Consider the following 20,653-nt stretch of genomic DNA (forward strand, 5'->3'; position numbering starts at 1 on the left):
GGGAACATTGCACGGCCCGGTGATGTCATACTGATGACGAGTCCGCCGGGCGGCCGCGGTCGGCTTCGGCCGGTCGAGGAAAGTCCGGACTCCACAGGGCACGGTGCTGGGTAACGCCCAGGCGGGGCGACCCGACGGAAAGTGCAGCAGAGAGCAGACCGCCGATGGCCTTCGGGCACAGGCAAGGGTGAAACGGTGGTGTAAGAGACCACCAGCGTCCCGGGTGACCGGGCGGATCGGCAAACCCCACCGGGAGCAAGGCCGAGCAGGGACAGGGTGGCCCGCCCGTTACGTCCCGGGTAGGCCGCATCGAGCCCGACCGGCAACGGCGGGCCCAGACAGATGGCCGCCGCCGACCCTTCGGGGCCGGCACAGAATCCGGCTTACAGGCGGACTCGAAACTCGTGAGGGCCCCTTCGGGGGCCCTCACCTGTTCGGTGGGGGCGCCGCCGACACCGCCGGGGTCATGGGTGGATCCGCTCCTGCCACCCTCGACGAGCTGGCGTCGACGGAACGCCAGGTCATGACGGAGGTGCTCGAGCGCTCGGGCGTCACGGCCAGCCTCGGAGCCGACCGCTGGGCCGAATTCGAGGCCTTCCTCTACGCCGCGGTCGCCGGGACCACATCCGATTTGGGCCTGGTCGCCGCCCCGTTGCCTGCGACCGCTTCCGAGGTGGCGGCCGCCGGCCCGGTCGTGGCCATCCCCGCGGTCATCTCCCGCCTGGTCCCGGCGGCGGCCACCCGGGCTGGCGAGGGAGTGATCGGGTTCGTCCTCGCCTTGCCGATGGTGCAGGCGGTGGTGACCGGCTCGCTCGGCGACGGGGCGAGCCTTGAGGTCGCCGAGACCCACGAATCCGAACAGGGTGGTGAGCGCTCGGTCGGCACCGTCACCGGCACGATCTCGTTCAGCCATTCGGGCTCGCGGATCGTCTCCAGCGTCGACCTCGCGATCCAGATCGACGTCTACGACGGCTCGGGCCGCCTGCTACGCAGCGTGACCTTCCGCAGCATCGGCACCGTCGAGATCGACATGTGCCCCGACGAGAACGGTGCGATTCGCGGGCATGGCTCGCTCACGATGACCGGGAGCAGCAGCGGGGGTGCGTCGGGATTGGCCACGGCAACCTCCGACGCAGATGTGACGATCACGGGGATGGTGGATCCGGACGCCTACCTGCAGTCGGTGGAGATCGAGGCAGCGGCCTCCGACGACACCCAGTCGGGGACGGATCCCGCCGAGACGACCGCCGTCGAGTTCGACGGCGCGATGACGATGGGGCCACAGGGCGGGATCGACGGCCATCAGATCACCCGCGACACCGGCCGGATCGTGCGACGGGCCCCGTCGGCGTCGCAGGCTCAGCTCGACTCGATGAGCGATCGCGCCGCCCAACTGATCGGCGGGATCCTCGATGCCCTGGCCCGCTCGGCACAGGAGCAGTGGCGCGGCGGGGCATGCCTCGAGATCCGTTCCACCGAGAGCAGCCGCGACGTCCGCCCGTCGGAACAGGTTCAGTTCACCGCCAGCCTCCACCACCTGGTGGAAGGCAACGAGCTGGACAAGCCGATCTCGGTCGCCTTCAGCGGACGGGCGTCGCTCGACCCGGTCGATTCCGCCGTCCCGGCGCCGGTGTTGCTGTCGTTCCTCGCCGGCAGCCAGTCGGAAGACATCGGGACCGTTCACCTCCAGAGCACCTCCAACCGCGGCATCGCCTCCCTGGAGGTCACCTTCCGGGTGGTTGTCCCGGGTTGGAAGATCGACCAGATCTTCTCCGGTGGTCAGGTGGTCGGCCAGAAGTGTGGAGACCCTACCGGCACGTGGGTGGCCGAGGGAACCTATGAACGCGTCGGCATGACCGGCCACCAGACCTGGACGATGGGGATCGACGCCGACGCCGGGTCCGGCGAATTCACATATGTCGACCTCGCCCAAGGTGCACCGGGCGGCGTCGTGACCGTGTACATGGAAGGTCTGGCGATCGGCACGGTGACCCTGACGATCGACCCCGACGGGATGGCGCGCATGCACATGACAGAGACCGAACACTCGTACTGGTCGTGGACTTCGGTCGGTGGACAGGGCTACGAGGTGGGGGCCGAGCTCGCCGAGTACGACCTCATCTGGGAGCCGGACAGCACCTGCTGACACACCGCCTGCGCCGCGGCGTCGGTGCCGGGCCAACCCAGCCGGATCGCCGCCGCCGACCCTTCGGGGCCGGTGCAGATTCCGGCTCACAGGCGGACTCGAAGCTCGTGCGGGCCCCTTCGGGGACCCTCACCCGCGGATGCCCTAACATCCCGCAGCCCGCATCCACCAAGGAGCCCCCTCGCATGATCCGCCGGAGCCTGACGGTCCTGGTCGCCCTCACCATCCTCGCAACGGCTTGTGGCGACGACCGGGGGGGAGATGCCACCACCTCGACACCCACATTCGCTGCCACCACCACCGCTCAGGCCGAGCCGACGACCGGCACCAGCGACACCTCCGGACCGGCGGCCGGCGTAGACGCATCCGGTCGGGTGACCGTGGCGGCGACGGTGCTGGCGTTCCTGTTCGACACCGTCGTGCTGTGGGGTGAGGCCGCCCTTGACGGATCGAGTCTCGCCGAAGGGATCACCACCGTGTATCCGATCCGGGTACGCGGAGCGGCTGTCGAGGCGGACCCCGAAGGCATCTCCATGGCGATAATGGCCACCGACGACAAGTCACCCGCCTCCGGCGACAACCCCTGGCTGGTGGCGTTCGCCGTGGTCGACGAATCCGGTACCTGCAAGGCCGGGGTCGTGGCAGGCTTCCCGGCCCCGAACACCCCTACAGAGGTCACCATTCCTGCCGGCACCGCCTGCTCGGCGGCGAACGCCGTGGCGCTCTTGAACTACGGCGACTGAGGTTTCCTCGACGGACCACCCACCCACTACGCTCCCGCCGACGCATTCCCGGAGAGCACCATGTTCCACCGCAGGCGCAGATCCACCGTGGCGGCCCTGGGCCGCCTGGTGAGCCTGGCCGGATTGGGTTCGGCGGTCGCCGGAGCCGTGGCGTGGGCAACGGTGAGCTCCCGCCTGGCCGGCGAGAAGATCGTGGTCCCCGACGGGGCGCCGCACCTCGGCGGCCGGCCGGTGCGAGGGCCGCTGACGGCGTTCGCTCAGGCCGAGGCGATCAACGGCATCGCCATGAAGGCGACCGGGGGCCGCGTCTACGCCGAGCTCGACCAGGACGACCCCGCCGCCGAGACCGCCCGCGTGGCATCGTTCCTGCGCGCCTCCCTCTTCACCTCGGTTCTGGCCTTCGGCGTGGCAGCAGGCCAGATGGCCGTCGGCCTGGTACTGATGCTGATCGGAAAGGCACTCAGAGAGACCGGAGACCGCCTGTGAATCGAGGCGGAAACCCTTCGCGCCCACCCGGCGTCGAAACGCCATGAACCACGACCAACCGCAACGAACCCGCCTCGGCCGCATCGTCTACGACACCGTCCTCGGCATCCTCGCCGGATTCGCCCTCGGTTTCTTCGCCTGGATGGTCGCCGACCGTGTCGGTTCGGGAGGACTCTCGGCCTGGCCGTTCACAGGGGCCGGCCTATTCCTCGGGGTGATCCTGGTCCGAGCGTGGTCGGGACGCCGTCGAGGCGGAAAGTGGGTCCACCTGCTGTGGATCCCGGTGATCTTGTTCGCCGCCCTGATGACCATGGTGATCATCGCCCTGCGCAGCTGGAACTGACGCGAGAGAGGCGCCCCGCAGGGCGCCTCTCTCGATCGTCGAAGCCGGTACCGGCTACATCATCTCCTTGATGTCGTCCCGAAGGTCGGTATCCCCGGTGACGATCACCTTGTACAGCACCCAGGCGAGCACGGCCCCCACACCCGGGCCGGCGATGTAGATCCAGATGTCGGCGAACTCGCCGCCGACGATCGCCGGCGCCAGCGACCGGGCCGGGTTCACCGAAGCCCCGGTGAACCCGAGACCGATGAAGTGGACGGCACTCAGCGTGAGACCGATCCCGAGATACCTCGAGTACGAGGTGCTCTTCGCCATCACCAGGACCGTCATCACGAACACCATCGTCAGCAACGCCTCGCCGACGAAGCCGCCGAAGGTGTCCACGTAGGCCGTGTTGACCGAGGTGATGGTGGCCGCCACGGCATCCTTGCTGATGACCCAGGCGAGCGCCAGGCTCGCCAGGACGCCACCCACCACCTGGGCTCCCCAGTAGCCGACCATGTCGCCCAGCGACATCCTCTTGTCGAGGAACATCCCGAGCGACACCGCCGGGTTGAAGTGGCCGCCGGATACCCGCCCACCGTGTAGAGAGCGGCCGTCAGCGCCAATCCGAACGCCAGCGCGATCTCGACGATCCCGCCACCGGCCACGCCGGCCGCCAGGATGGCACCGGTTCCGATCCCAACCAGCACGAACGTGCCGTAGGCCTCGGCGGCGTACTTCTGCCAATTGCCCATTCAGGACTCCCTTCCTGTCTTCCGTCCCGATCTCCGACGGGCGGCAGCGGTCGAGCCGCCACTACCCGCTCGGTTTGCACCAATATGACCCCCGCAACCGACCGGGGGTGACGCGCCATGACCGAGTTCTTCTACTTCTGCGGACATGAGCAGTGGCAGCCCGAGACCCTGGTACGCCATGGTGTCCTCGCCGAGGAGGCCGGGTTCGACGGGCTGGTGGTCTCCGAGCACTTCCATCCCTGGGTGGATGACCACTCGGCGGCGGGGTTCGCCTTCGCCACCATCGGGGCGATGGCACAGGCCACCTCAAGGGTTCGCATCGCCACCGGGGTCACCACTCCCCTGTTCCGCTACCACCCGGGTGTCGTCGCCCAGGCGGCAGCCACGCTCGATCGGCTCTCCGGCGGACGGTTCGACCTGGGCGTCGGTACCGGGGAGAACATCAACGAGGGACCTCTGGGATACGACTTCCCCGGCTACGCCGAGCGGGCGGGACGGATGCGCGAGGCCCTGGAGATCATGCGGCGCCTCCTCGACGGTGAGAAGCTCACCTACGAGGGGCGCTGGTACCGCACCGACCGCGCCCGCCTCTACTCGCCCCCCCTGCGGCACCTGCCCATCTGGATGGCGGCCGGCGGCCCCAAGTCGGCGGCGCTCGCCGCCGAATGGGCCGACGGGATCATCACCAGCGTCAAGGTCCCGGCCGACACCTTCGAGCAGGTCATCAGCCCGGCCCGTGCGGCCGCCGCTGCCGCCGACCGTCCGGCGCCACGCATCCTCGCCACCCGCTGGTCGCTGCACGCCGCCTCCGAAGAGGAGGCCTGGGCGGCGCTCACCTCGTGGCGGGGGCTGCGAGCCCCGGGACGCCTGGAGGCGGTCGACCCCATGGATCTGAGGATCACGGCCGACGAGATGCCCCGGGAAGAGATCCTGGGGAGGTACGCCATCGTCGCCGACGCCGACGCCATCGTCGCCACCTACCGCGAGCTCGTCGAGGATGTCCACGCCGACGTGGTCACCTTCCAGATCGCCTCGATGGACCAGGAGGCGACGATCCGCATGCTCGGAGCCGAGGTCCTCCCTCGCCTGCGAGCCATGGGCTGATCCGTTTCAGGAGGGCGCCAAGGCCTCCAACGCGGAGGCCACCCCGGCGGCGTCGGGGGCGAGCAGGTTGAGCGCGGCCACGTCGAGCCCCGAGGCGGCGTACTGCTCCAACCGGTCCCGGATCGCCCCGATCGGTCCCACCACCGCAACCCGATCCACCACCTCGTCGTGCAGCGCCGCCGCCACACCCGCCCGGTCCCCGGCGGCGAAGGCGCCAGCCACCGCCTCAGCCTCCTCCTCGTGACCGAGGGAGCGCAGGAACCGGTTGTACACCGGTTGGGCGAAGTACGGCCCGAACCCGGCCCGGATGGCGTTGCGTCCGGCCGCGACGTCGTCGGTTGGCACCACGTGGAGCCGGGCCATCATTCGAAAGCCCCCGGTCAGGTCCCTCCCGGTGGCGGCGGCGCCGGCCATCACCGACTCCCGCTGGACGGGGATCATCTCGGGCGGGGTGAGGTTGAGGCACACGCCGTCGGCCACGGCACCGGCCACGGCAAGCATCCCCGGGCCGAGCGCCCCCACGAAGAGCCTCACCGGACCGGCCGGAGGCGATGTGAGACCGAAGCGGCGGATTCGGTGGAATCGCCCCTCGAACCCACTGTCTCCGGCCAGCAGGGCCCGTGTGGCCACCACCGCCTCCCGCACTCGTCCAAGAGGAGGATCGAACGGGGCGTCGTGCCAGGAGGAGACGATGAACTCGGAGGACGACCCGATCCCCAGTGCGATCGGACGGCCTGCCGCAGCCTGGCTCAGGGTTGCGGCGCCCATCGCCAGGAGCGCCGGCGACCGCGTGGATGCGGGAACCACCGCCACCCCCAGTCCTATTCGGCGGGTGCGCGTCGCGATCGCCCCCAGAAGGGCAAACGCCTCGGGCCCGGCGACCTCGGCAGCCCAGGCGGCTCCGTAGCCGTGCTTCTCGGCAAGAACACAGAGATCGACGAGGTCGGTGACCGTTACCCCGGGGGTGGTGGGGCTGAACGCAAGCTCCATGCCGCAACGCTATCAGGAGCCCATCCACGAGGCCCTAGCATCGCCCCGGTGTCCACGACCCTGCGCGCCGCCCTCCTCGGCATCGTCGCTGGCGTCGTCAGCGGCCTCTTCGGAGTCGGCGGCGGGCTGGTGATGGTGCCCGGACTTGTGCTGTTCTTGTCCTTCGACCAGCACCGTGCCCACGGCACTTCGGTGGCCGCCATCGTCGCCTCCGCCTCGGCGGCGCTCATCCCGTTCACGATCGACAGCGACGTCGAGTGGGCCACGGCCGGCTACCTGCTGATCGGTGCCCTCGCCGGCGCGTTCGTCGGCGCCCGCATAATCGGTCGGATCCCGGCCGTCTGGTTGGCACGGGCATTCGTCACCCTGGCACTGGTCTCGGCGATCCGCCTGGGGATCGGCTCGTGACGGTGCTCGCCCTCATCGTTATCGGCCTGGTGGCCGGGTCTCTGGCGGCGACGCTGGGTGTGGGCGGCGGCATCGTCTACGTTCCCGCCCTGGTCGCCCTCTTCTCGTTCGCCCAGCACGACGCCCAGGGAACTTCGCTGGCGGTGATCGTGCCCACGACGATCGTCGCCGGCTACTTGCATGCGCGAGCCGGACGGGTCCACTGGCCGACGACGCTCATACTCGGCCTGGGCGGGGTGGCCGGAGGCCTCCTCGGCGCGCGGATCGCCATCGAGCTCGACGGGCTGGTGCTGCGCCGGATGTTCGCCGTGTTCCTGGTGCTCATGGCATGGCGGATGCTCGGAAAGACCAAGCACAGCAGCCACTAGGACAGGGCGATCCGCCCGTCCTCGATGAACCCTCTGATGCCGCCGGCGCCGGCTAGATGACGGCGCCACAGCAGCACCAGGTAGCCGGCCCCGACCGCTTCTCCCAGCCAGACCAGCGGAGAGGAGAGCATGCCCCGCAGCAGGGCCGGGAAGTCGGACCCGGCGACCTTGGGGAAGTCCAGCCCGAACAGCGGCCAGAGGAACGCCTCGGGACTCAGCCAGACGCCGTCCAGCAAGAGGTGCACGAAGAGGCCGATCACCAGGCCGATCCACTGCTTGCGGTGATCCCCTCCCCGCCTTGTGGCCACCATCACGATCGTCAGTCCGACCACCGGGAACAACAGCGAGTGCGCCCACAGCCGATGGGTGCGGAAGGTCTCGTTGAACAGGATCGAACCGAAAGGCTTGTCGATCAGGTCGGGCAGGATCGACCCGGCGAGCACCCACCGCAGGTCCATGCGGGGATCCCTGAACACATAACGGACGATGAGCACCGTCATCCCCAGGTGCCACAGGATCACGCGAGGCCCTCCCCGTCCAGGGCGGCGTTGGCCAGGGCATCGGCGCGGGTGTTTTGTTCACGCGGCACGTGCCTCAGTCGAGCCGAGCCGATGCGAGCGAGCAGGCCCACCGCTTGACGCTGGAGCGGCTTGAGGCCGGGGGCCTTCACCCGGTACTCCCCGGAGATCTGCTTCACCAGCAGCAGGCTGTCGAGCCGGACCTCCAGGTCGTCGATGCCGGCGTCGATGGCCGCTTCGAGACCCGCGATCAGACCCCGGTACTCGGCGACGTTGTTGGTGGCGACTCCGATGGCCCGACCGCCCTCTACGAGGACCTCGCCGCCGGGGGTGAGCAGCGAGAACCCGTATGAGGCGAGCCCGGGGTTTCCCCGCGAGGCGCCGTCGCAGTACAGGACATGCGTTCCCCTCATCGGGGGACCAGGATCCGACGGCAGTGGATGCAGCGGGGAGGTTCCTCCTTGAGCACCTGAACCTCCTCCGCCGCCGAGAGGCGCAGGTGACATCCAGAACAGGTGCGCTCGACGAGGGCGGCGGCGGCCACACCTTCCTTCGATGGTCGGATCTCCTCGTACAGGGCAATCAGCTCGGGATCGATGGTGGGCACCAACACGGCCTTCTCCGCCTCGAGACGGGCGATGTCGGCGTCGATCTCCTTCCAGGCGGCGCCTATCTCGGTCTCCAACTGCGACTTCTCGACGGTGATCCGGTCACGCTCCGAGGTCATCTGCTCCAGGCTCGCCGACTCAGACTGCTGCCGTTCGAGGAGCGCCAGGGCCTCATCCTCCCGGGTGGAGATCCTCTTGCGCAGCATCTCCACCTCGTCGCGCAGGTGGGTGGCGTCCCGCGCTGAGAGCCCACCGGCGTAGAGGCGGCTCTCCTCGCGCCTGAGCTTGTCCTCGTCGAAACCCATCTCGCCTTCCACCCGGTCCTCGGCAAGAGAGAGATCGCGCAGCCGCGACTCGGCCTCGCCGATCGCCGACGCCAGCTTCTCGAGGCGAACATGAGCGGTCCGAAACCGCGCCAGGGCGGAAAGGCCGTTGCGACGCTCCAACAGCCGATCGATGGCACTGTCGAGGCGCTGCAACTCGAGGAGGTCCTCCAAACTGCGCATCTCCTCCAATGGCACTCCTGGCCGGCGGCTTGGGAAGGCTAACCGTCACCGGCCGCCTGTCGGCCGCTCCCGGACGGCTAGCGTCGACTCCGGGAGACCCCTCACACCATGACGCCAGCGATCGAGTCCCCTCGCACGACCCGCACCTGCCGGACGCCCAACCGATGACGGTCCTCTACGACCTGGTCGTCGGCCTGCTCCTCGGGTCACTGGCGTGGCTGGCGGTGGTGCTCGCCATCGGTCTGGTTCCGGCGGCGGCCGCCCGCCTCCTCCCCGATCCGCCAGCCCACCAGACCGCGCTGCGAGGGGCCTTGGTGGGCGCTCTGCTGGCAGTGGGCATCGCCGACCGTCTCGGGCTGCCCGACCCGACGGCGCTCCTGGTGGCAGGGAGACGACTCATCCCGCTGTGGGCGCTCGCAGGAGCCGTGGCAGGCGTGGCGTCGACGGTGATCAGCCGCCGGGTTCGCCGGCAGGCGCCTCCGGTCGCGGGAGGATGACCGGCGAGCCGTCGCGCGGGTGGGCGATCACGTCCACCCGCTGGCCGTAGACAGTCTGCAGCGCATCCGCCGTCAGTACCTCGGATGGGGCGCCGATCGAGTGGAGCCTCCCTTCGGCGAGCAGGGCCACCCGGTCGGCGTGACGGCCGGCCAGGTTCAGATCGTGGAGCACCACCATGATCGCCGCCCCGCTCTCCGCCAGGCCCCGGAGAACACCCATCACCAGCTCCTGGTGGCGCAGGTCGAGGGTGGCGGTCGGCTCGTCGAGGAACAACACCGGGGTCTCCTGGGCAAGCACTCGCGCCATGGCGACGCGGGTCTGCTCGCCGCCGCTGAGCGTCGGGTACGACCGGTCGGCCAGGTGCGTGGTGTCGGTGGCGCCCATCGCCTCGGCCACCGCCGCGGTGTCGTCGCCGTCGGGTGCGGCGTACCGTCCCATCATCACAACGTCCAGGCAGCGAAAGGCGAACCCGAGCACCGACTGCTGAGGCAACACCGCCCGGCGACGGGCACGTTCCAGAGGGTGCAGCGTCGCCAGGTCGTCCCCGAGGATCCACACCGATCCGGCGCTCGGCTCCCACTCGCCGCTCAGCACCCGAACCAGAGACGTCTTTCCGGCACCGTTCGGCCCGACAACCGCCACGACCTCTCCCGGCTGCAGCACCAGATCGACATCGCGCAGGAGCTGCCGCCCCTCGACGCCGAGTCCGACTCCCCTGACCGTCACCGCGGCGGTCAACCCCAGCCTCCCTGCTCTCGTCGGGTGCGGCGCAGCAGCCACAGGAAGGCTGGGCCGCCGACCAGGGCGGTGAGCAGGCCGACGGGAACCTCGAGCGGAGAGGCCACTGTTCGGGCGAGGGTGTCGGCCCCGACCACCAGAGCGGCACCCCCGATCGCCGACGCCGGCAACAGCAGACGGTGGCCCGGCCCGGCCCCCAGGCGGATGGCGTGGGGCACCAGGAGGCCGACGAAGCCGATCACTCCTGCGGCGGCGACAGTGGCGCCGACGACGGCAGTGGAGAGGAGCAGCACTCGCCTGCGGGTGGCTTCGACGTCGACCCCCAGGTGGTAGGCCTCCCGCTCGCCGAGCAACACCAGATCGAGGCGCCTCCCCTCTCCTGGGAGCAGGACGAGCCCGACCAGGACGAATGGGACCGTGATCCCGAGCAGGCCCCAGGTGGATACTCCCAGTCCGCCTAGCGAGTAGAAGAGCGGGGTGCCCAGACGGGGGTCGTCGGCGAGCACGCTGAGAAAGCCCGCCAGGGCGCCGCCCAATGCGGCGACGGCGATCCCGGCGAGGATCAGCGTGACCACCTCGGTGCGGCCCTGATGGCGGGCCAGGGTGTAGACGGCTGCGCCCGCGGCGAGTCCACCGACGAAGGCGCCAATCGGGCCGGCGATGGTCCCCACCGCCCCCTCCAGAGCCAGGATTCCAAGGGCCGAACCGGCGGCGGCACCGCTGGAGATCCCGATCAGCTGGGGGTCGGCCAGCGGGTTGCGAAAGATCCCCTGGAGTGCCGCCCCGGCCATGCCCAGACCGGCGCCGACCGTCACACCGAGCAGCACCCGGGGGAGCCGGATCGACCAGAGCACGGCGTCCTGCTGGGAGGTGAACCCGCTGCCCTCGACGCCGGCGTGTTCCAGCAGGATCGACACCACCTGTCGCGGCGAGATGGAGACCGCTCCGGTCCCGAGAGACACCACGATCAAGGCGACGAGGAGCACCCCCAGACCGGTGAGTAGGGCAGGCGGCGAGATCCGCCGCGGGCTCACCCTTCGATCTCCGGGTGCAGGGCGCGCACCAACAGATCTGCCAGCACACCGGTGCGCGGCCCCATCCCCAGCAAGAGCAGATCCTCGTACACCAGGACCCGACCCGACTGCCCTGCCGGGGTCTGGGCAATCCCGGGCAGCTGCAGGAACCCCTCCAACCCGCCCCGCTGTTCGAACCCACGCTCGGCGGTGATGATCACGTCCGGGGCCGCCGCCACCATCGCCTCGGGGGTCAGCGGCACGAACCCGTCGGCCCCGGCAGGAGGCCCGACATCTTCGGCGCCAAGAGCAGCGATCACCCCCTCGAATACGGTGTTCTCACCGAGCAGGAGGACGGTGTCACGAGAAGCCACGTACACCACCGCCACCCTCGGACGGCTGGTGGCGGTGGCGGCCAGAGCCACGGCGGCGTCGATCTCTGCCTGGACCTCGCTCGCCAGGCGATCACCTTCGGTGGGGACCCCGAGGACTTCGGCCACGGCGCGGATCTTCTCGGCCGGGGCGTCCAGTCCCGAGTACCGCGGGAACAGCACCACCGGCACACCGGCACCGCGCACCTGGGCGATCACCTCCGGCGGCGATGCGTCCAGGTCTCCGATCACCAGGGTCGGCTCCAGAGCCAGGATCGGCTCTGCGAGCAGACGGAACTCGACCCCCACCTTGGGGAGTACCCGCATCTCTTCCTTGGGGTACACCGACGAGAGGTCGACACCGACCAGGTTCTCTCCGAGTCCCAGTGCCCACACCATCTCGCTGAAGTCCCCGCTGACCGAGACGATGCGCGACACGTCGGTCACGGTCGAGGTCACCCCGTCTGGACCCGCGTAGATGGACACCGGATCGCCGGCAGTCGTCGTGGCGGCGTCGGAACCGCCGCATGCGGCCATCGCAAGCGCCAAGAGCATCACCAGGCGCACCAACCCCATTCGCATGGAACGTACGCTATCGGCATGGACCTTCGACGCCGTGTCGACATGGGAATGGGGGCCAGGTGCCGGTGGTTGGTCGGCGTGAAGGAAGGAAACCGCAATGGACGACATCGCCACCCTGCTCCACCAGCCCGGCTCCACGGTCGCCGTGGTGGGGGCGACCGACGATGAGAGCAAGTACGGCAACAAGATCTACCGCGACCTCAAGGCGAAGGGATTCACCGTGTTCGCGGTGAACCCGGGCCGAGACACCGTGGACGGGGACCCATGTTGGCCGACACTGTCCTCCCTCCCCGAGCCGCCGACCATCGTCGACATCGTCGTGCCCCCCGCACTGACCCTCGAGGTCCTCAAGGAGTGCGACCGGCTCGGCCTGCGCAACGTCTGGGTGCAGCCGGGGGCCGCCGACGAGGCGGTGCGTGAGTTCGTTGCCGCCCACGACTTCAACGCCCTCGTCGACGCATGCATCATGGTGCACTCCCGCGCAGTCGGCACCGGGTCCTCCTGACGGGAAGGCCTCCGTCCCCTACTCTCCAGGGTCTCGCCGGCGACAAGGGGACGAGTTGCAGTCTGAGGTCCTCAACCCGCATCGGATAGCCCGCATCCAGTTCGACCGGGCGGCCTCTCTGATCGACACCCCGCAGGGATGGGGCGGCATGGACGAGTGGCTGTTCCAGCCGGAGCAGACCTTGATGGTGACGATTCCGGTGGTGATGGACGACGGGGTGGTGCGCACCTTTCGCGGCTACCGGGTGATCCACAACACGGTGCGCGGCCCCGGCAAGGGCGGCATCCGCTTCCATCCGGCGGTGAACGAGGACGAGGTCAGGGCCCTCGCCACCTGGATGACCTGGAAATGCGCCGTGGTGGGCGTTCCCTTCGGCGGGGCCAAAGGCGGAGTCTGCTGCGACCCGACCACGCTGTCGACCGACGAACGGCGACGGATCACCCGCAGGTTCATCGCCGCCCTCGGCGACAACATCGGACCCCACACCGACATCCCTGCGCCGGACCCGTACACCGACTCGCAGACCATGGCCTGGATCTACGACACGTACTCGATGATGCACCCCGGCCGCAACACGCTGCCGGTCGTCACCGGAAAGCCCCTCGACATCGGAGGCATCGTGGGCAGGACCACCGCCACCGGGCGCGGCGTGTTCCTCGCCACCCGCCACTTCCTGGAGATCGGGGGGCTGCCCGGACTGGAATCGCTCGAAAGCGCCGCCGTCGCCATCCAGGGCTTCGGCAACGCCGGCAGGCACAGCGCGGCGTTCTTCGCCGAGGCCGGGGCTCGAATCGTGGCGGTGAGCGACACGCGGGGAACGGTCGTCAACGGGTCGGGAATCGACGTCGCCGCCGTCATCGCCCACAAGGACGAGACCGGAGCCGTCGCCGGCGCTCCCGGCACCGAGACCATGCCCCCCGAGGCCGCCCTCGAGGCCGACTGCGACATCCTGATCCCGGCGGCCATGGAGAACCAGATCACGGCGGCCAACGCCGACTCGGTGAAGGCGCGTCTCGTCGTTGAGGCCGCCAACGGACCGACCACACCGGCCGCAGACCGGATCCTGGCCGGTCGCGGGGTGGCGGTCCTTCCCGACATCCTGGCCAACGCCGGCGGCGTGGTGGTGTCGTACTTCGAGTGGGTGCAGAACCTCCAGAACGAGGAGTGGGACGAGGACCGCGTGGAGCAGGGTCTGGCGAAGCGGATGCGACGGGCGACCGAATCGGTGGTGGAACGCCTGGCCACCCTGCCCGCTCCGACGGGCGGTGAACCGGGGCCGGACCTGAGGGTGGCGGCAACGGCCCGAGCCGTAGAACGCACCCGAGCCACCGCCGAGGAGCGCGGCGTCTGGCCCTGACGGATCTCAGCCGACCGGAAGGCGGTCGAGGATCGCCTGCCGGATCCGGGCACGCCGCCCGCCCTCTTCCGAGTGATCGATCGACTCGGTGAGACGCCGACCCAGGTTGACGCCGACCCAGCGCAACGGCTCCGGCTCCCATCGCCGGGCCCGATGCCCCACCCAGGGCAGCGAGAGCAGGTCGCTGTCGGCACCTGTGATCAGGTCGCTCACGGTTCGGCCCATCAGGTTGGCGGTAGCCACCCCCTGGCCCACATAGTTTCCCACGGCCACCAGCGACCCCTCGGCGGAAATCGACGGGCGCCAATCCCGAGGAATGGCGAGCGGGCCTCCCCACTCCCCCTCGTACCGCACTCCACCGAGCGCCGGGAACAGGTCGGCGAGCGTCATCCGCAGGAACTCGAAGGTCGCAGCGTTGCGATCGAAACCAGGCTCGATACGCGACCCGTAGTGGTACGGGGCGCCCCGGCCACCGAAGGCGATTCGTCCATCTGCCGTCCGCTGCCCGTAGATGATCATGTGGCGGCCATCGGAGAAGGTCTCCCGCTGGGCCAGGCCGATCTCCTCCCAGGCGGCTTCCGGCAGCGGCTCGGTCACCACCATCAACGAGTACACCGGGATGGCCCGTCGGCGACGACCAGGCAGTCGCACCCCGTAGGCCTCGGTGGCGAGAACAACCCGGTCGGCCCGGATCCGGCCACCCGGGGTCTCCACGCCCCCTGCAACGGGGACGCCGGGCGTCCCTTCGAAGATGCGTACCCCGCGCCTTTCCACGGCCGCAGCCAGGCCCAGCACCAGCCGGGCCGGGTCCAGCGCCGCGCAGTGCGGTGTGTACGAGGCCCCGTGGTTGCGGGATGTGTTGAGTCTGCGTCGTGCCTCAACGGGCTCCAGCCAGAGTCCGTCGTGGTCGCTGAACCCCGCCGAGTGCTTCAACTCGAGCGATGCCTTGAGCCGGGCGACGTGGGCGGGTCGCGTTGCGGTCACGATGGTGCCCCCCCGTGCCCAGTCGCAGTCGATCGCCTCGCTCTGCAGCACCCTCTCGAACTCGTCGAGGGTCGAGATCATCTGGCGATAGGTTCGGGCTGCCCCGTCACGGGTCTTCGGATCGGCGAGCATCCGGTCCAACCCGGCCACCTTGGCCGAGGCCCATCCGCCGTTGCGTCCCGAAGCCCCGAATCCCACGAAGTGGCTGTCGATCACAGCCACCCGAAGGCCGGGGTCGGCAAGGGCCAGGTAGTAGGCGGACCACAACCCGGTGTAGCCGGCGCCGATGATGCAGACGTCGAAGTCGGTGTCTCCGCTCAGGCCGGGCCTGATGGGTCTATCCAGACGGTCCATCCAGTAGGACACGCCGACGGTCATCCGAACCACCAGGGCTTCACCTCGGGCTCCACGTTCCAGTGAACGTGCTTGGGGTAGGTGTAGGCATCGAGCCCCTCGATGCCCAGCTCCCGGGCGGCGCCACTCGCCCGAACCCCTCCGAACGGGGCGGCCGGGTTGTCTACCACTCCCTCGTTGACCCACAGGTTCCCCACCGGGAGCGTGTCATAGGATCGCTTGACCAGACGAGCATCCCCGGTGTAGATCGATGCCCCCAGGCCGTAGGGCGTGTCGGCGGCCAGGGCGAAGGCATCGTCGGGCTCGTCGAAGGCCATGACCGGCAGCACCGGTCCGAAGGTCTCCTCGTTCATCAGGCTCATCGTGTGGTCGACGTCGGCCACCAGAGCGGGTGAGAGCCAGAACCCGGGATCCTGCCGGTCGCCTCCGACGACGACACGGGCCCCGGCCTCTTCGGCCTGCCGGATGTGGGCGATGACGCGGGCGCGGCCGGCCTCGGTGCGCATCGGCCCCACCTCGGTCGCCGGATCGAAAGGGTCACCGACACGGATTCGAGCGGTCGCTGCTGCGGCCGCCTCGACGAACTCGGCGTACCTGCTGCGGGCGACGTAGACGCGCTCGGTGGAGGTGCACACCTGGCCGGTGTTGAGGAAGGACGACCAAACCACCCCAGGAACGGCCACTTCGAGATCGGCGTCGGCGAAGACGATCGCCGGGTCCTTGCCCCCCAGTTCCAGGAGCACCGGTCGCGTCAGCATGGCGCACGCCTCCCCGATGGCCCGCCCGGCCGAGGTCGATCCGGTGAAGGCGACCAGATCCACTTCGGATGCGTTGACCAGCCACTCCCCCACCTCCCTCCCCCCGACCACGGCGTTGACCACCCCGGGCGGGGTCACCTCGGCGAGCAGGCCCGCCAGGAACTGCGTGGTGCGTGTCGTCTCCGGAGCACCCTTCAACACCACCGTGTTGCCGGCGGCGAGTGCCGGCGCCACTTTGTGCACCATCAGGGCCAGGGGGTAGTTGTAGGGAGCGATGGCGGCCACGACGCCGTACGGCGATCGGAGCACCAGCGACAGCTGTCCGGGATCGTTTGACGGGACCACCCGGCCCCGGTGGTGGCGGGCGAGGTGGGCATACTGGCGTAGCACGAACGCGGTCCAAGCCACGTACACCCGATTGCGGGTGATGGCGCGGCCGGTATCGGCAGTCACCAGGGCGAGCAGTTCCTCCGACCTCGCCTCGACCAGGTCGGCAGCAGCCAGGAGGGCGTCGCTCCGGGTCTGCTGGGCGGCGTCACGCCAGGCCGGGAATGCGGCGCGGGCGGCGGCGACAGCGGCGACGACCTGTTCCTCGCCCGCCGATGCGATCGTGGCCGTCGGTTCGCCTCGTACGGGATCGATCACATCGAACGAGGGACCCGATCCGGTGAGGCTCTCCCCAGCGATGATCAGACGGTCGTGCATCGGCACCGGATCGTAACGGGGCTAATCGACCCTCCGAACGCGCCGGGAGGGCGGGACCAGCCCGCCCTCCCCGACATCGCGTCAGCGCTACTTCTTCTTCGCGCCCTTGGCCGCAGGCTTCTTGGCCGCGCCGGCCTTGGGGGCGGCGGGCTTCTTCGCGGGCTTCTTGGCAGTCGCCATCGTCATCCTTCTCTCGACTCCTCCGCTGTAGAAGGAGTGCCCATGCCCCTCGCGGGGCCGTTGCCGGAATGTCTAATCACGGAAGGCCCGCAGGTCCACGCCATCCCGAGGCAGAACCCTGCCAACTTGGTGACCGCCCAAGGCACCATGCTGGCGCCCCACGACACCTCCAGGGCGGCCATCGGCCAGCACCCCAGAGCGTGCCGGTCGCTGGCAGGACCCTGCCGTGACGGGGCACGACCCTGAACCCTGCCCTATCCTCATCGCTCATGGCCTCAGTCGCCATAGTCGACTCCGCCGCCTCCTACCGAGCCGGACTCGCGGCGGCACTCGCCGCTGCCCGCCACTCCCCCGTCGCCGAGGCCGACCTCGCCGAGGCGGTGGTCGTCACGGTGCACATGCCCGATGCCTGTCACCTGCTCGACACCCTGGTGGAAGAGGGCAAGGTGGTGGTGGCACTGCTTCCCGACCCCTCCCCGGCCAGCCACGCCCATGCCCTGTCCCATGGCGTCGCCGGCACGGCGGAGTGGGAGGCCGATCCGGCCGAGATCGTCCGGATCGTCACCGACGCCATCGCCGGGTGGTGTCGGCTGCCGGGTCCGGTCGCCACGGCGCTTGCCTCGGAGTGGCCGGGTGCGCACCTTCCCCGCCCGGACGTCACCTCCGACGAGGTGTCGTGGCTCGTGGACCTGGCGGCGGGAAAGACGGTGTCACGCCTCGCCGACGACTCCGGGTTCTCCGAACGCGCGATGTTTCGACGCCTGCACGAGTTGTACACCCGCCTCGGGGTGAACGGCCGCGCCGAGGCCATCCTCGCCGCCGAGCGCCTCGGGTTGCTGGACGCCTGACCGCCGCGCTCGACCCCACCCTGCCCGATCTCAGGCGGTGCGATGGACGATCTCGCCGCCCACGATGGTGAGATCGACCCCGATCCGCCAGAACTCGTCCTCTTCGAACGGATTCCCACCCAACACCACCAGATCGGCCATCACCCCGACCCCGATGGTGCCGCGGTCGGAATCGAGATGGTTGGCGTACGCCGACCCTGCGGTGAACCCGACGAGGGCATCGGCGATGGTGATCGCCTGGTCGGGAAGGAACGCAGGAGCGTCGGCATCGCCGATCACGCTTCGCGTCACGGCGACGTACGCCTGTTGCATGACGTCGGGGGTGGACACCGACCAGTCGCTCCCCATCGCCAGCGTGGCTCCGGCGCGCAGCAGGTCTCCGAACGGGTACTGGTGCCGGGACCGCTCCTCTCCGAGGAAAGGGATGGTGAGCTCGGTCATGGCCGCCTCGTTGCATGCCCACAGAGGCTGCGCGTCCACGACGACACCAAGTCTGCGGAAGCGGGGGACATCGTCGGGATGAACCACCTGCAGATGGGCGATGAGGGGTCGCACGTCGCTCCAGCCGAGCGTGCGGCGTCCCTGCTCCACCGCGTTCAGGGCGTTTCGCACCGCGGCGTCGCCCAAGGCGTGGAAGTGGGGCTGAAAGCCCCGTCGCATCACCTCGGTGACGATCTCACCCAGATTGTCGGGATCGATGAAGTCGATGCCGGCGTTGCCGGTGGGCCTGCCGTCGCCGCCCAGATAAGGCTCCAGCATCCTGGCGGTGAAGTTCTCGCACACCCCGTCGAGCATCAGCTTCACCGACCCGGCTCGATAACGACCACCAGATTCGGCGCGCATCTCCTCGAACCGATCCAGCTGTTCCATGCCCGACTCCGGTGACCACCACAGTGCGCCTCGGACCGAGGCGATCAGGCGGCCGTCGCCTGCCGTCTTCAGGTAGGAGTCGTGCAGTTCCTGGGTGACGATGGCGTCCTGCCAGGCGGTGATCCCCAGCGAGAGCAGATGTCGCTGGCCCTCGAGCAGCGCCCGCTCCCGATCTGCCGAGGACTCCGGAGGCACCACCCGCTCCACGATGTCCATGGCGCCCTCCTGGAGGGTCCCCTGGGGCGTGCCGTCAGGGAGCCGCTCGATGCGACCGTCGGCGGGGTCGGCGGTGCCGGCTGCTATCCCGGCCAGGTTCAAGGCGGCGTGGTTGGCCCAGCCTGCATGGCCGTCGGCAACCCTCAGGTAGGCGGGCCGATCCGGAACCAGCCGGTCGAGGAGGTCGGCGGACGGCATGCCGCCCGGGTACCAGGGGAACTGCCAGCCGCCGCCGGTCACCCACGGCTCCTCGGGGTGCTCCGCTGCGTAGCGAACGATGCGCTCCTCCGCCTCGGCGGGCCCGGCGGCGTCGCTCAGGTCACAGGTGAGCATCGTGCGGCCGCCATGGTGGGGATGGACGTGCGCATCCTGAAACCCGGGGCAGACCAAGCGGCCGGCCAGGTCGACCACCTCGGTGGAGGGGCCGATGAGAACACCCACCTCCCCGTCCCCGCCGACCGCGACAACTCTTCCGTCGGCGACCGCCACCGCCGAGGCGATCGAGCGCGCCGGATCGGAGCGGAACACCGCTCCGCCCGTGAGCACCAGATCGGCCGGCCGGGTCATGGACATGGCGCGTGAGTGGCGCCCGCCGCGGCGGGCGCCACTCGTCGCCGCTTCTGCCTAGCTCTTCGCCTCTGCCAGCTTGTCGGTGAAGTTGATCTCGTAGTCACCGGTGTCGGTGATCACCTCGAGCTTCGCCGTCAGCGTGTCCTCGTAGAACTCGACCACTTCCTCGTCGAGGAACGGGGTGGCCGCCTCGTTGGGGCTGCCGTAGTAGTTCCAGTTGGTGAGGGCGGCGCCGTTCTCGGCGTCGAGCAGCCAGTCGATGAACGTGTGCGCAGTGCACGGGGCGTTCGAGTTGGCCGGGATCGCCATGTTGTCGATCCACAGGGTGGCCCCTTCTTCTGGCAGGACGTAGACGAAGTCGTCGGGGTTCTCGGCCTCGCCGATCACCACGATCATGTTGCCCGAGTAGCCGTGGGCGATCGCGACCTCGCCGTTCACCAGGTTCTCGTCGTACTGGTCCGAGTCGAAGGTGGCGATGTTCGCCTTGGCGTTCTTGATCAGCTGGGCGGCCTCATCCAGGTGGTCGATGTTGGTGTCGTTGAGCGAGTAGCCCAGGTACTCCAGGGCGGCGCCCATCGTCTCCCTGGGGTCGTTGAGCAGCGAGACACCCACCGGGTACTTGCTGGTGATCTCGGTGTCGAAGACCAGCGCCCACGAGGGCACGAAGTCGTCCCCGACCATGGTGAGGTTCACCCCGAGGCCCGTGGTCCCGTACTGGTAGGCGACCGAGAAATCGCCGGTCGGGTCGTAGGGCTGAGTGCGGAAGCTCTCCGCAAGGTTGCCGTAGTTGGTGAGGGCTTCCTTGTCGAGCTTCATCAGGAGGCCCTCGTCGATCATGATCTTGATCATGTAGTCCGAGGGAACGACCAGGTCGTAGACGACTCCCGACTGGAGCTGGGCGAGCATCGCCTCGTTGGACTCGTAGAACGACTCGACCACGTCGACCCCGTACTCGGTTTCGAAGGCCGCGATCAGATCGGGGTCCATGTACTCCGACCAGTTGTAGAAGTTGAGGTCGCCATCGGTCTGGCCTGCGGTGCAGTCCCCGACTGCGACGGTGTCTCCGCCGTCGTCACCACATGCGGTGGCCACCAGCATCAGGATGGCCACCAGGCCGACGGCCCTGGGCATTCTCTTCATTCCGTGT

Annotated in this window: 23 protein-coding genes and 1 other RNA gene; 12 read left to right on the plus strand and 12 right to left on the minus strand. The window is 69.3% G+C overall.

Annotated elements, in window-relative coordinates; translation table 11 throughout:
- The first annotated feature begins 37 nt into the window (after window positions 1–37).
- The 5 genes from rnpB to QY307_02120 all read left to right on the plus strand — a co-directional run bounded on the left by rnpB (window position 38) and on the right by QY307_02120 (window position 3,718).
- Window positions 38–402, plus strand: an RNA gene (rnpB, locus tag QY307_02100) — RNase P RNA component class A.
- A 64-nt stretch (window positions 403–466) separates the two neighbouring features.
- Complete coding sequence (locus tag QY307_02105; protein ID WKZ83066.1) at window positions 467–2,146, plus strand: hypothetical protein; 1,680 nt, start codon at window positions 467–469, stop codon at window positions 2,144–2,146.
- A gap of 185 nt (window positions 2,147–2,331) precedes the next feature.
- Window positions 2,332–2,889, plus strand: coding sequence for a hypothetical protein (locus tag QY307_02110; protein WKZ83067.1), 558 nt, complete (start codon window positions 2,332–2,334; stop codon window positions 2,887–2,889).
- A gap of 60 nt (window positions 2,890–2,949) precedes the next feature.
- A complete protein-coding gene (locus QY307_02115; protein WKZ83068.1) occupies window positions 2,950–3,375 on the plus strand; it encodes an aromatic ring-opening dioxygenase LigA in 426 nt (141 codons plus the stop codon).
- Window positions 3,376–3,418: 43 nt separating this feature from the next.
- Window positions 3,419–3,718, plus strand: a complete 300-nt coding sequence (locus QY307_02120) for a hypothetical protein (protein WKZ83069.1) — start codon at window positions 3,419–3,421, stop codon at window positions 3,716–3,718.
- 54 nt (window positions 3,719–3,772) lie between these two features.
- On the opposite strand, the gene QY307_02125 is transcribed toward QY307_02120, so the two are convergent.
- A complete protein-coding gene (locus tag QY307_02125; GenBank protein WKZ83070.1) occupies window positions 3,773–4,252 on the minus strand; it encodes an aquaporin in 480 nt (159 codons plus the stop codon).
- Window positions 4,253–4,572: 320 nt separating this feature from the next.
- Here QY307_02125 and QY307_02130 point away from each other — a divergent pair, with 320 nt between their 5' ends.
- Window positions 4,573–5,559, plus strand: a complete 987-nt coding sequence (locus QY307_02130; GenBank protein ID WKZ83071.1) for a TIGR03557 family F420-dependent LLM class oxidoreductase — start codon at window positions 4,573–4,575, stop codon at window positions 5,557–5,559.
- Window positions 5,560–5,565: 6 nt separating this feature from the next.
- Here QY307_02130 and QY307_02135 read toward each other — a convergent pair whose 3' ends face one another.
- Window positions 5,566–6,549, minus strand: coding sequence for an LLM class flavin-dependent oxidoreductase (locus tag QY307_02135; GenBank protein ID WKZ83072.1), 984 nt, complete (start codon window positions 6,547–6,549; stop codon window positions 5,566–5,568).
- 48 nt (window positions 6,550–6,597) lie between these two features.
- Between QY307_02135 and QY307_02140 the strand changes: the two genes are divergently transcribed.
- Together QY307_02140 and QY307_02145 are read left to right on the plus strand one after the other, a co-directional pair.
- Window positions 6,598–6,957, plus strand: a complete 360-nt coding sequence (locus QY307_02140) for a sulfite exporter TauE/SafE family protein (GenBank protein WKZ83073.1) — start codon at window positions 6,598–6,600, stop codon at window positions 6,955–6,957.
- The gene (locus QY307_02145; GenBank protein WKZ83074.1) at window positions 6,954–7,325 is read left to right on the plus strand and encodes a sulfite exporter TauE/SafE family protein; all 372 of its coding nucleotides are present in this window, start codon (window positions 6,954–6,956) and stop codon (window positions 7,323–7,325) included. The genes QY307_02140 and QY307_02145 overlap by 4 nt, the downstream gene beginning before the upstream one ends.
- On the opposite strand, the gene QY307_02150 is transcribed toward QY307_02145, so the two are convergent.
- The 3 genes from QY307_02150 to QY307_02160 are packed head-to-tail and all read right to left on the minus strand — an operon-like array spanning window position 7,322 to window position 8,957.
- Window positions 7,322–7,846, minus strand: a complete 525-nt coding sequence (locus tag QY307_02150; GenBank protein ID WKZ83075.1) for a metal-dependent hydrolase — start codon at window positions 7,844–7,846, stop codon at window positions 7,322–7,324. The two genes, QY307_02145 and QY307_02150, sit on opposite strands and share 4 nt — an antisense overlap.
- Window positions 7,843–8,256, minus strand: coding sequence for a ribonuclease HI family protein (locus QY307_02155; GenBank protein ID WKZ83076.1), 414 nt, complete (start codon window positions 8,254–8,256; stop codon window positions 7,843–7,845). Before QY307_02155 ends, QY307_02150 begins: the two co-directional genes overlap by 4 nt.
- Window positions 8,253–8,957 carry a hypothetical protein gene (locus QY307_02160; protein WKZ83077.1) on the minus strand — a complete coding sequence of 235 codons (705 nt, stop codon included), beginning with the start codon at window positions 8,955–8,957 and terminating at the stop codon, window positions 8,253–8,255. Before QY307_02160 ends, QY307_02155 begins: the two co-directional genes overlap by 4 nt.
- A 164-nt stretch (window positions 8,958–9,121) precedes the next feature.
- Here QY307_02160 and QY307_02165 point away from each other — a divergent pair, with 164 nt between their 5' ends.
- Window positions 9,122–9,454 carry a hypothetical protein gene (locus QY307_02165; GenBank protein WKZ83078.1) on the plus strand — a complete coding sequence of 111 codons (333 nt, stop codon included), beginning with the start codon at window positions 9,122–9,124 and terminating at the stop codon, window positions 9,452–9,454.
- Here QY307_02165 and QY307_02170 read toward each other — a convergent pair.
- From QY307_02170 to QY307_02180, 3 genes are read right to left on the minus strand one after another with little or no spacing between them, the layout of a single operon-like run.
- Window positions 9,408–10,193 (minus strand): heme ABC transporter ATP-binding protein, encoded by a 786-nt coding sequence (locus tag QY307_02170; protein ID WKZ83079.1) that lies wholly within the window; start codon window positions 10,191–10,193, stop codon window positions 9,408–9,410. The genes QY307_02165 and QY307_02170 overlap by 47 nt on opposite strands.
- Window positions 10,190–11,227, minus strand: a complete 1,038-nt coding sequence (locus QY307_02175; protein WKZ83080.1) for an iron ABC transporter permease — start codon at window positions 11,225–11,227, stop codon at window positions 10,190–10,192. Before QY307_02175 ends, QY307_02170 begins: the two co-directional genes overlap by 4 nt.
- Window positions 11,224–12,153, minus strand: a complete 930-nt coding sequence (locus tag QY307_02180; protein WKZ83081.1) for an ABC transporter substrate-binding protein — start codon at window positions 12,151–12,153, stop codon at window positions 11,224–11,226. The genes QY307_02175 and QY307_02180 overlap by 4 nt, the downstream gene beginning before the upstream one ends.
- 103 nt (window positions 12,154–12,256) lie before the next feature.
- On the opposite strand from QY307_02180, the gene QY307_02185 reads away from it, so the two are divergent.
- Window positions 12,257–12,664: a CoA-binding protein gene (locus QY307_02185; protein ID WKZ83082.1), complete on the plus strand. Its 408-nt coding sequence runs from the start codon at window positions 12,257–12,259 to the stop codon at window positions 12,662–12,664.
- A 55-nt stretch (window positions 12,665–12,719) separates the two neighbouring features.
- Window positions 12,720–14,021 (plus strand): Glu/Leu/Phe/Val dehydrogenase, encoded by a 1,302-nt coding sequence (locus QY307_02190; protein ID WKZ83083.1) that lies wholly within the window; start codon window positions 12,720–12,722, stop codon window positions 14,019–14,021.
- Window positions 14,022–14,027: 6 nt separating this feature from the next.
- On the opposite strand, the gene QY307_02195 is transcribed toward QY307_02190, so the two are convergent.
- Together QY307_02195 and QY307_02200 are read right to left on the minus strand one after the other, a co-directional pair.
- Window positions 14,028–15,383, minus strand: coding sequence for an FAD-binding oxidoreductase (locus QY307_02195; GenBank protein WKZ83084.1), 1,356 nt, complete (start codon window positions 15,381–15,383; stop codon window positions 14,028–14,030).
- Window positions 15,380–16,822 (minus strand): aldehyde dehydrogenase family protein, encoded by a 1,443-nt coding sequence (locus QY307_02200; protein ID WKZ83085.1) that lies wholly within the window; start codon window positions 16,820–16,822, stop codon window positions 15,380–15,382. The genes QY307_02195 and QY307_02200 overlap by 4 nt, the downstream gene beginning before the upstream one ends.
- A 449-nt stretch (window positions 16,823–17,271) precedes the next feature.
- Between QY307_02200 and QY307_02205 the strand changes: the two genes are divergently transcribed.
- On the plus strand, window positions 17,272–17,850 hold the full coding sequence (locus QY307_02205; GenBank protein WKZ83086.1) for a hypothetical protein: 579 nt from the start codon (window positions 17,272–17,274) through the stop codon (window positions 17,848–17,850).
- A gap of 30 nt (window positions 17,851–17,880) precedes the next feature.
- Here QY307_02205 and QY307_02210 read toward each other — a convergent pair whose 3' ends face one another.
- Together QY307_02210 and QY307_02215 are read right to left on the minus strand one after the other, a co-directional pair.
- Entirely contained in the window at window positions 17,881–19,509 is a 1,629-nt protein-coding gene (locus QY307_02210) for an amidohydrolase (GenBank protein ID WKZ83087.1), read from the minus strand.
- 51 nt (window positions 19,510–19,560) lie between these two features.
- The gene (locus tag QY307_02215) at window positions 19,561–20,646 is read right to left on the minus strand and encodes a spermidine/putrescine ABC transporter substrate-binding protein (GenBank protein WKZ83088.1); all 1,086 of its coding nucleotides are present in this window, start codon (window positions 20,644–20,646) and stop codon (window positions 19,561–19,563) included.
- Between the last annotated feature and the right edge of the window lie 7 nt (window positions 20,647–20,653).

The sequence above is a fragment of the Acidimicrobiia bacterium genome, from assembly GCA_030584185.1.
In the GTDB taxonomy this organism is placed as follows: domain Bacteria; phylum Actinomycetota; class Acidimicrobiia; order Spongiisociales; family UBA11373.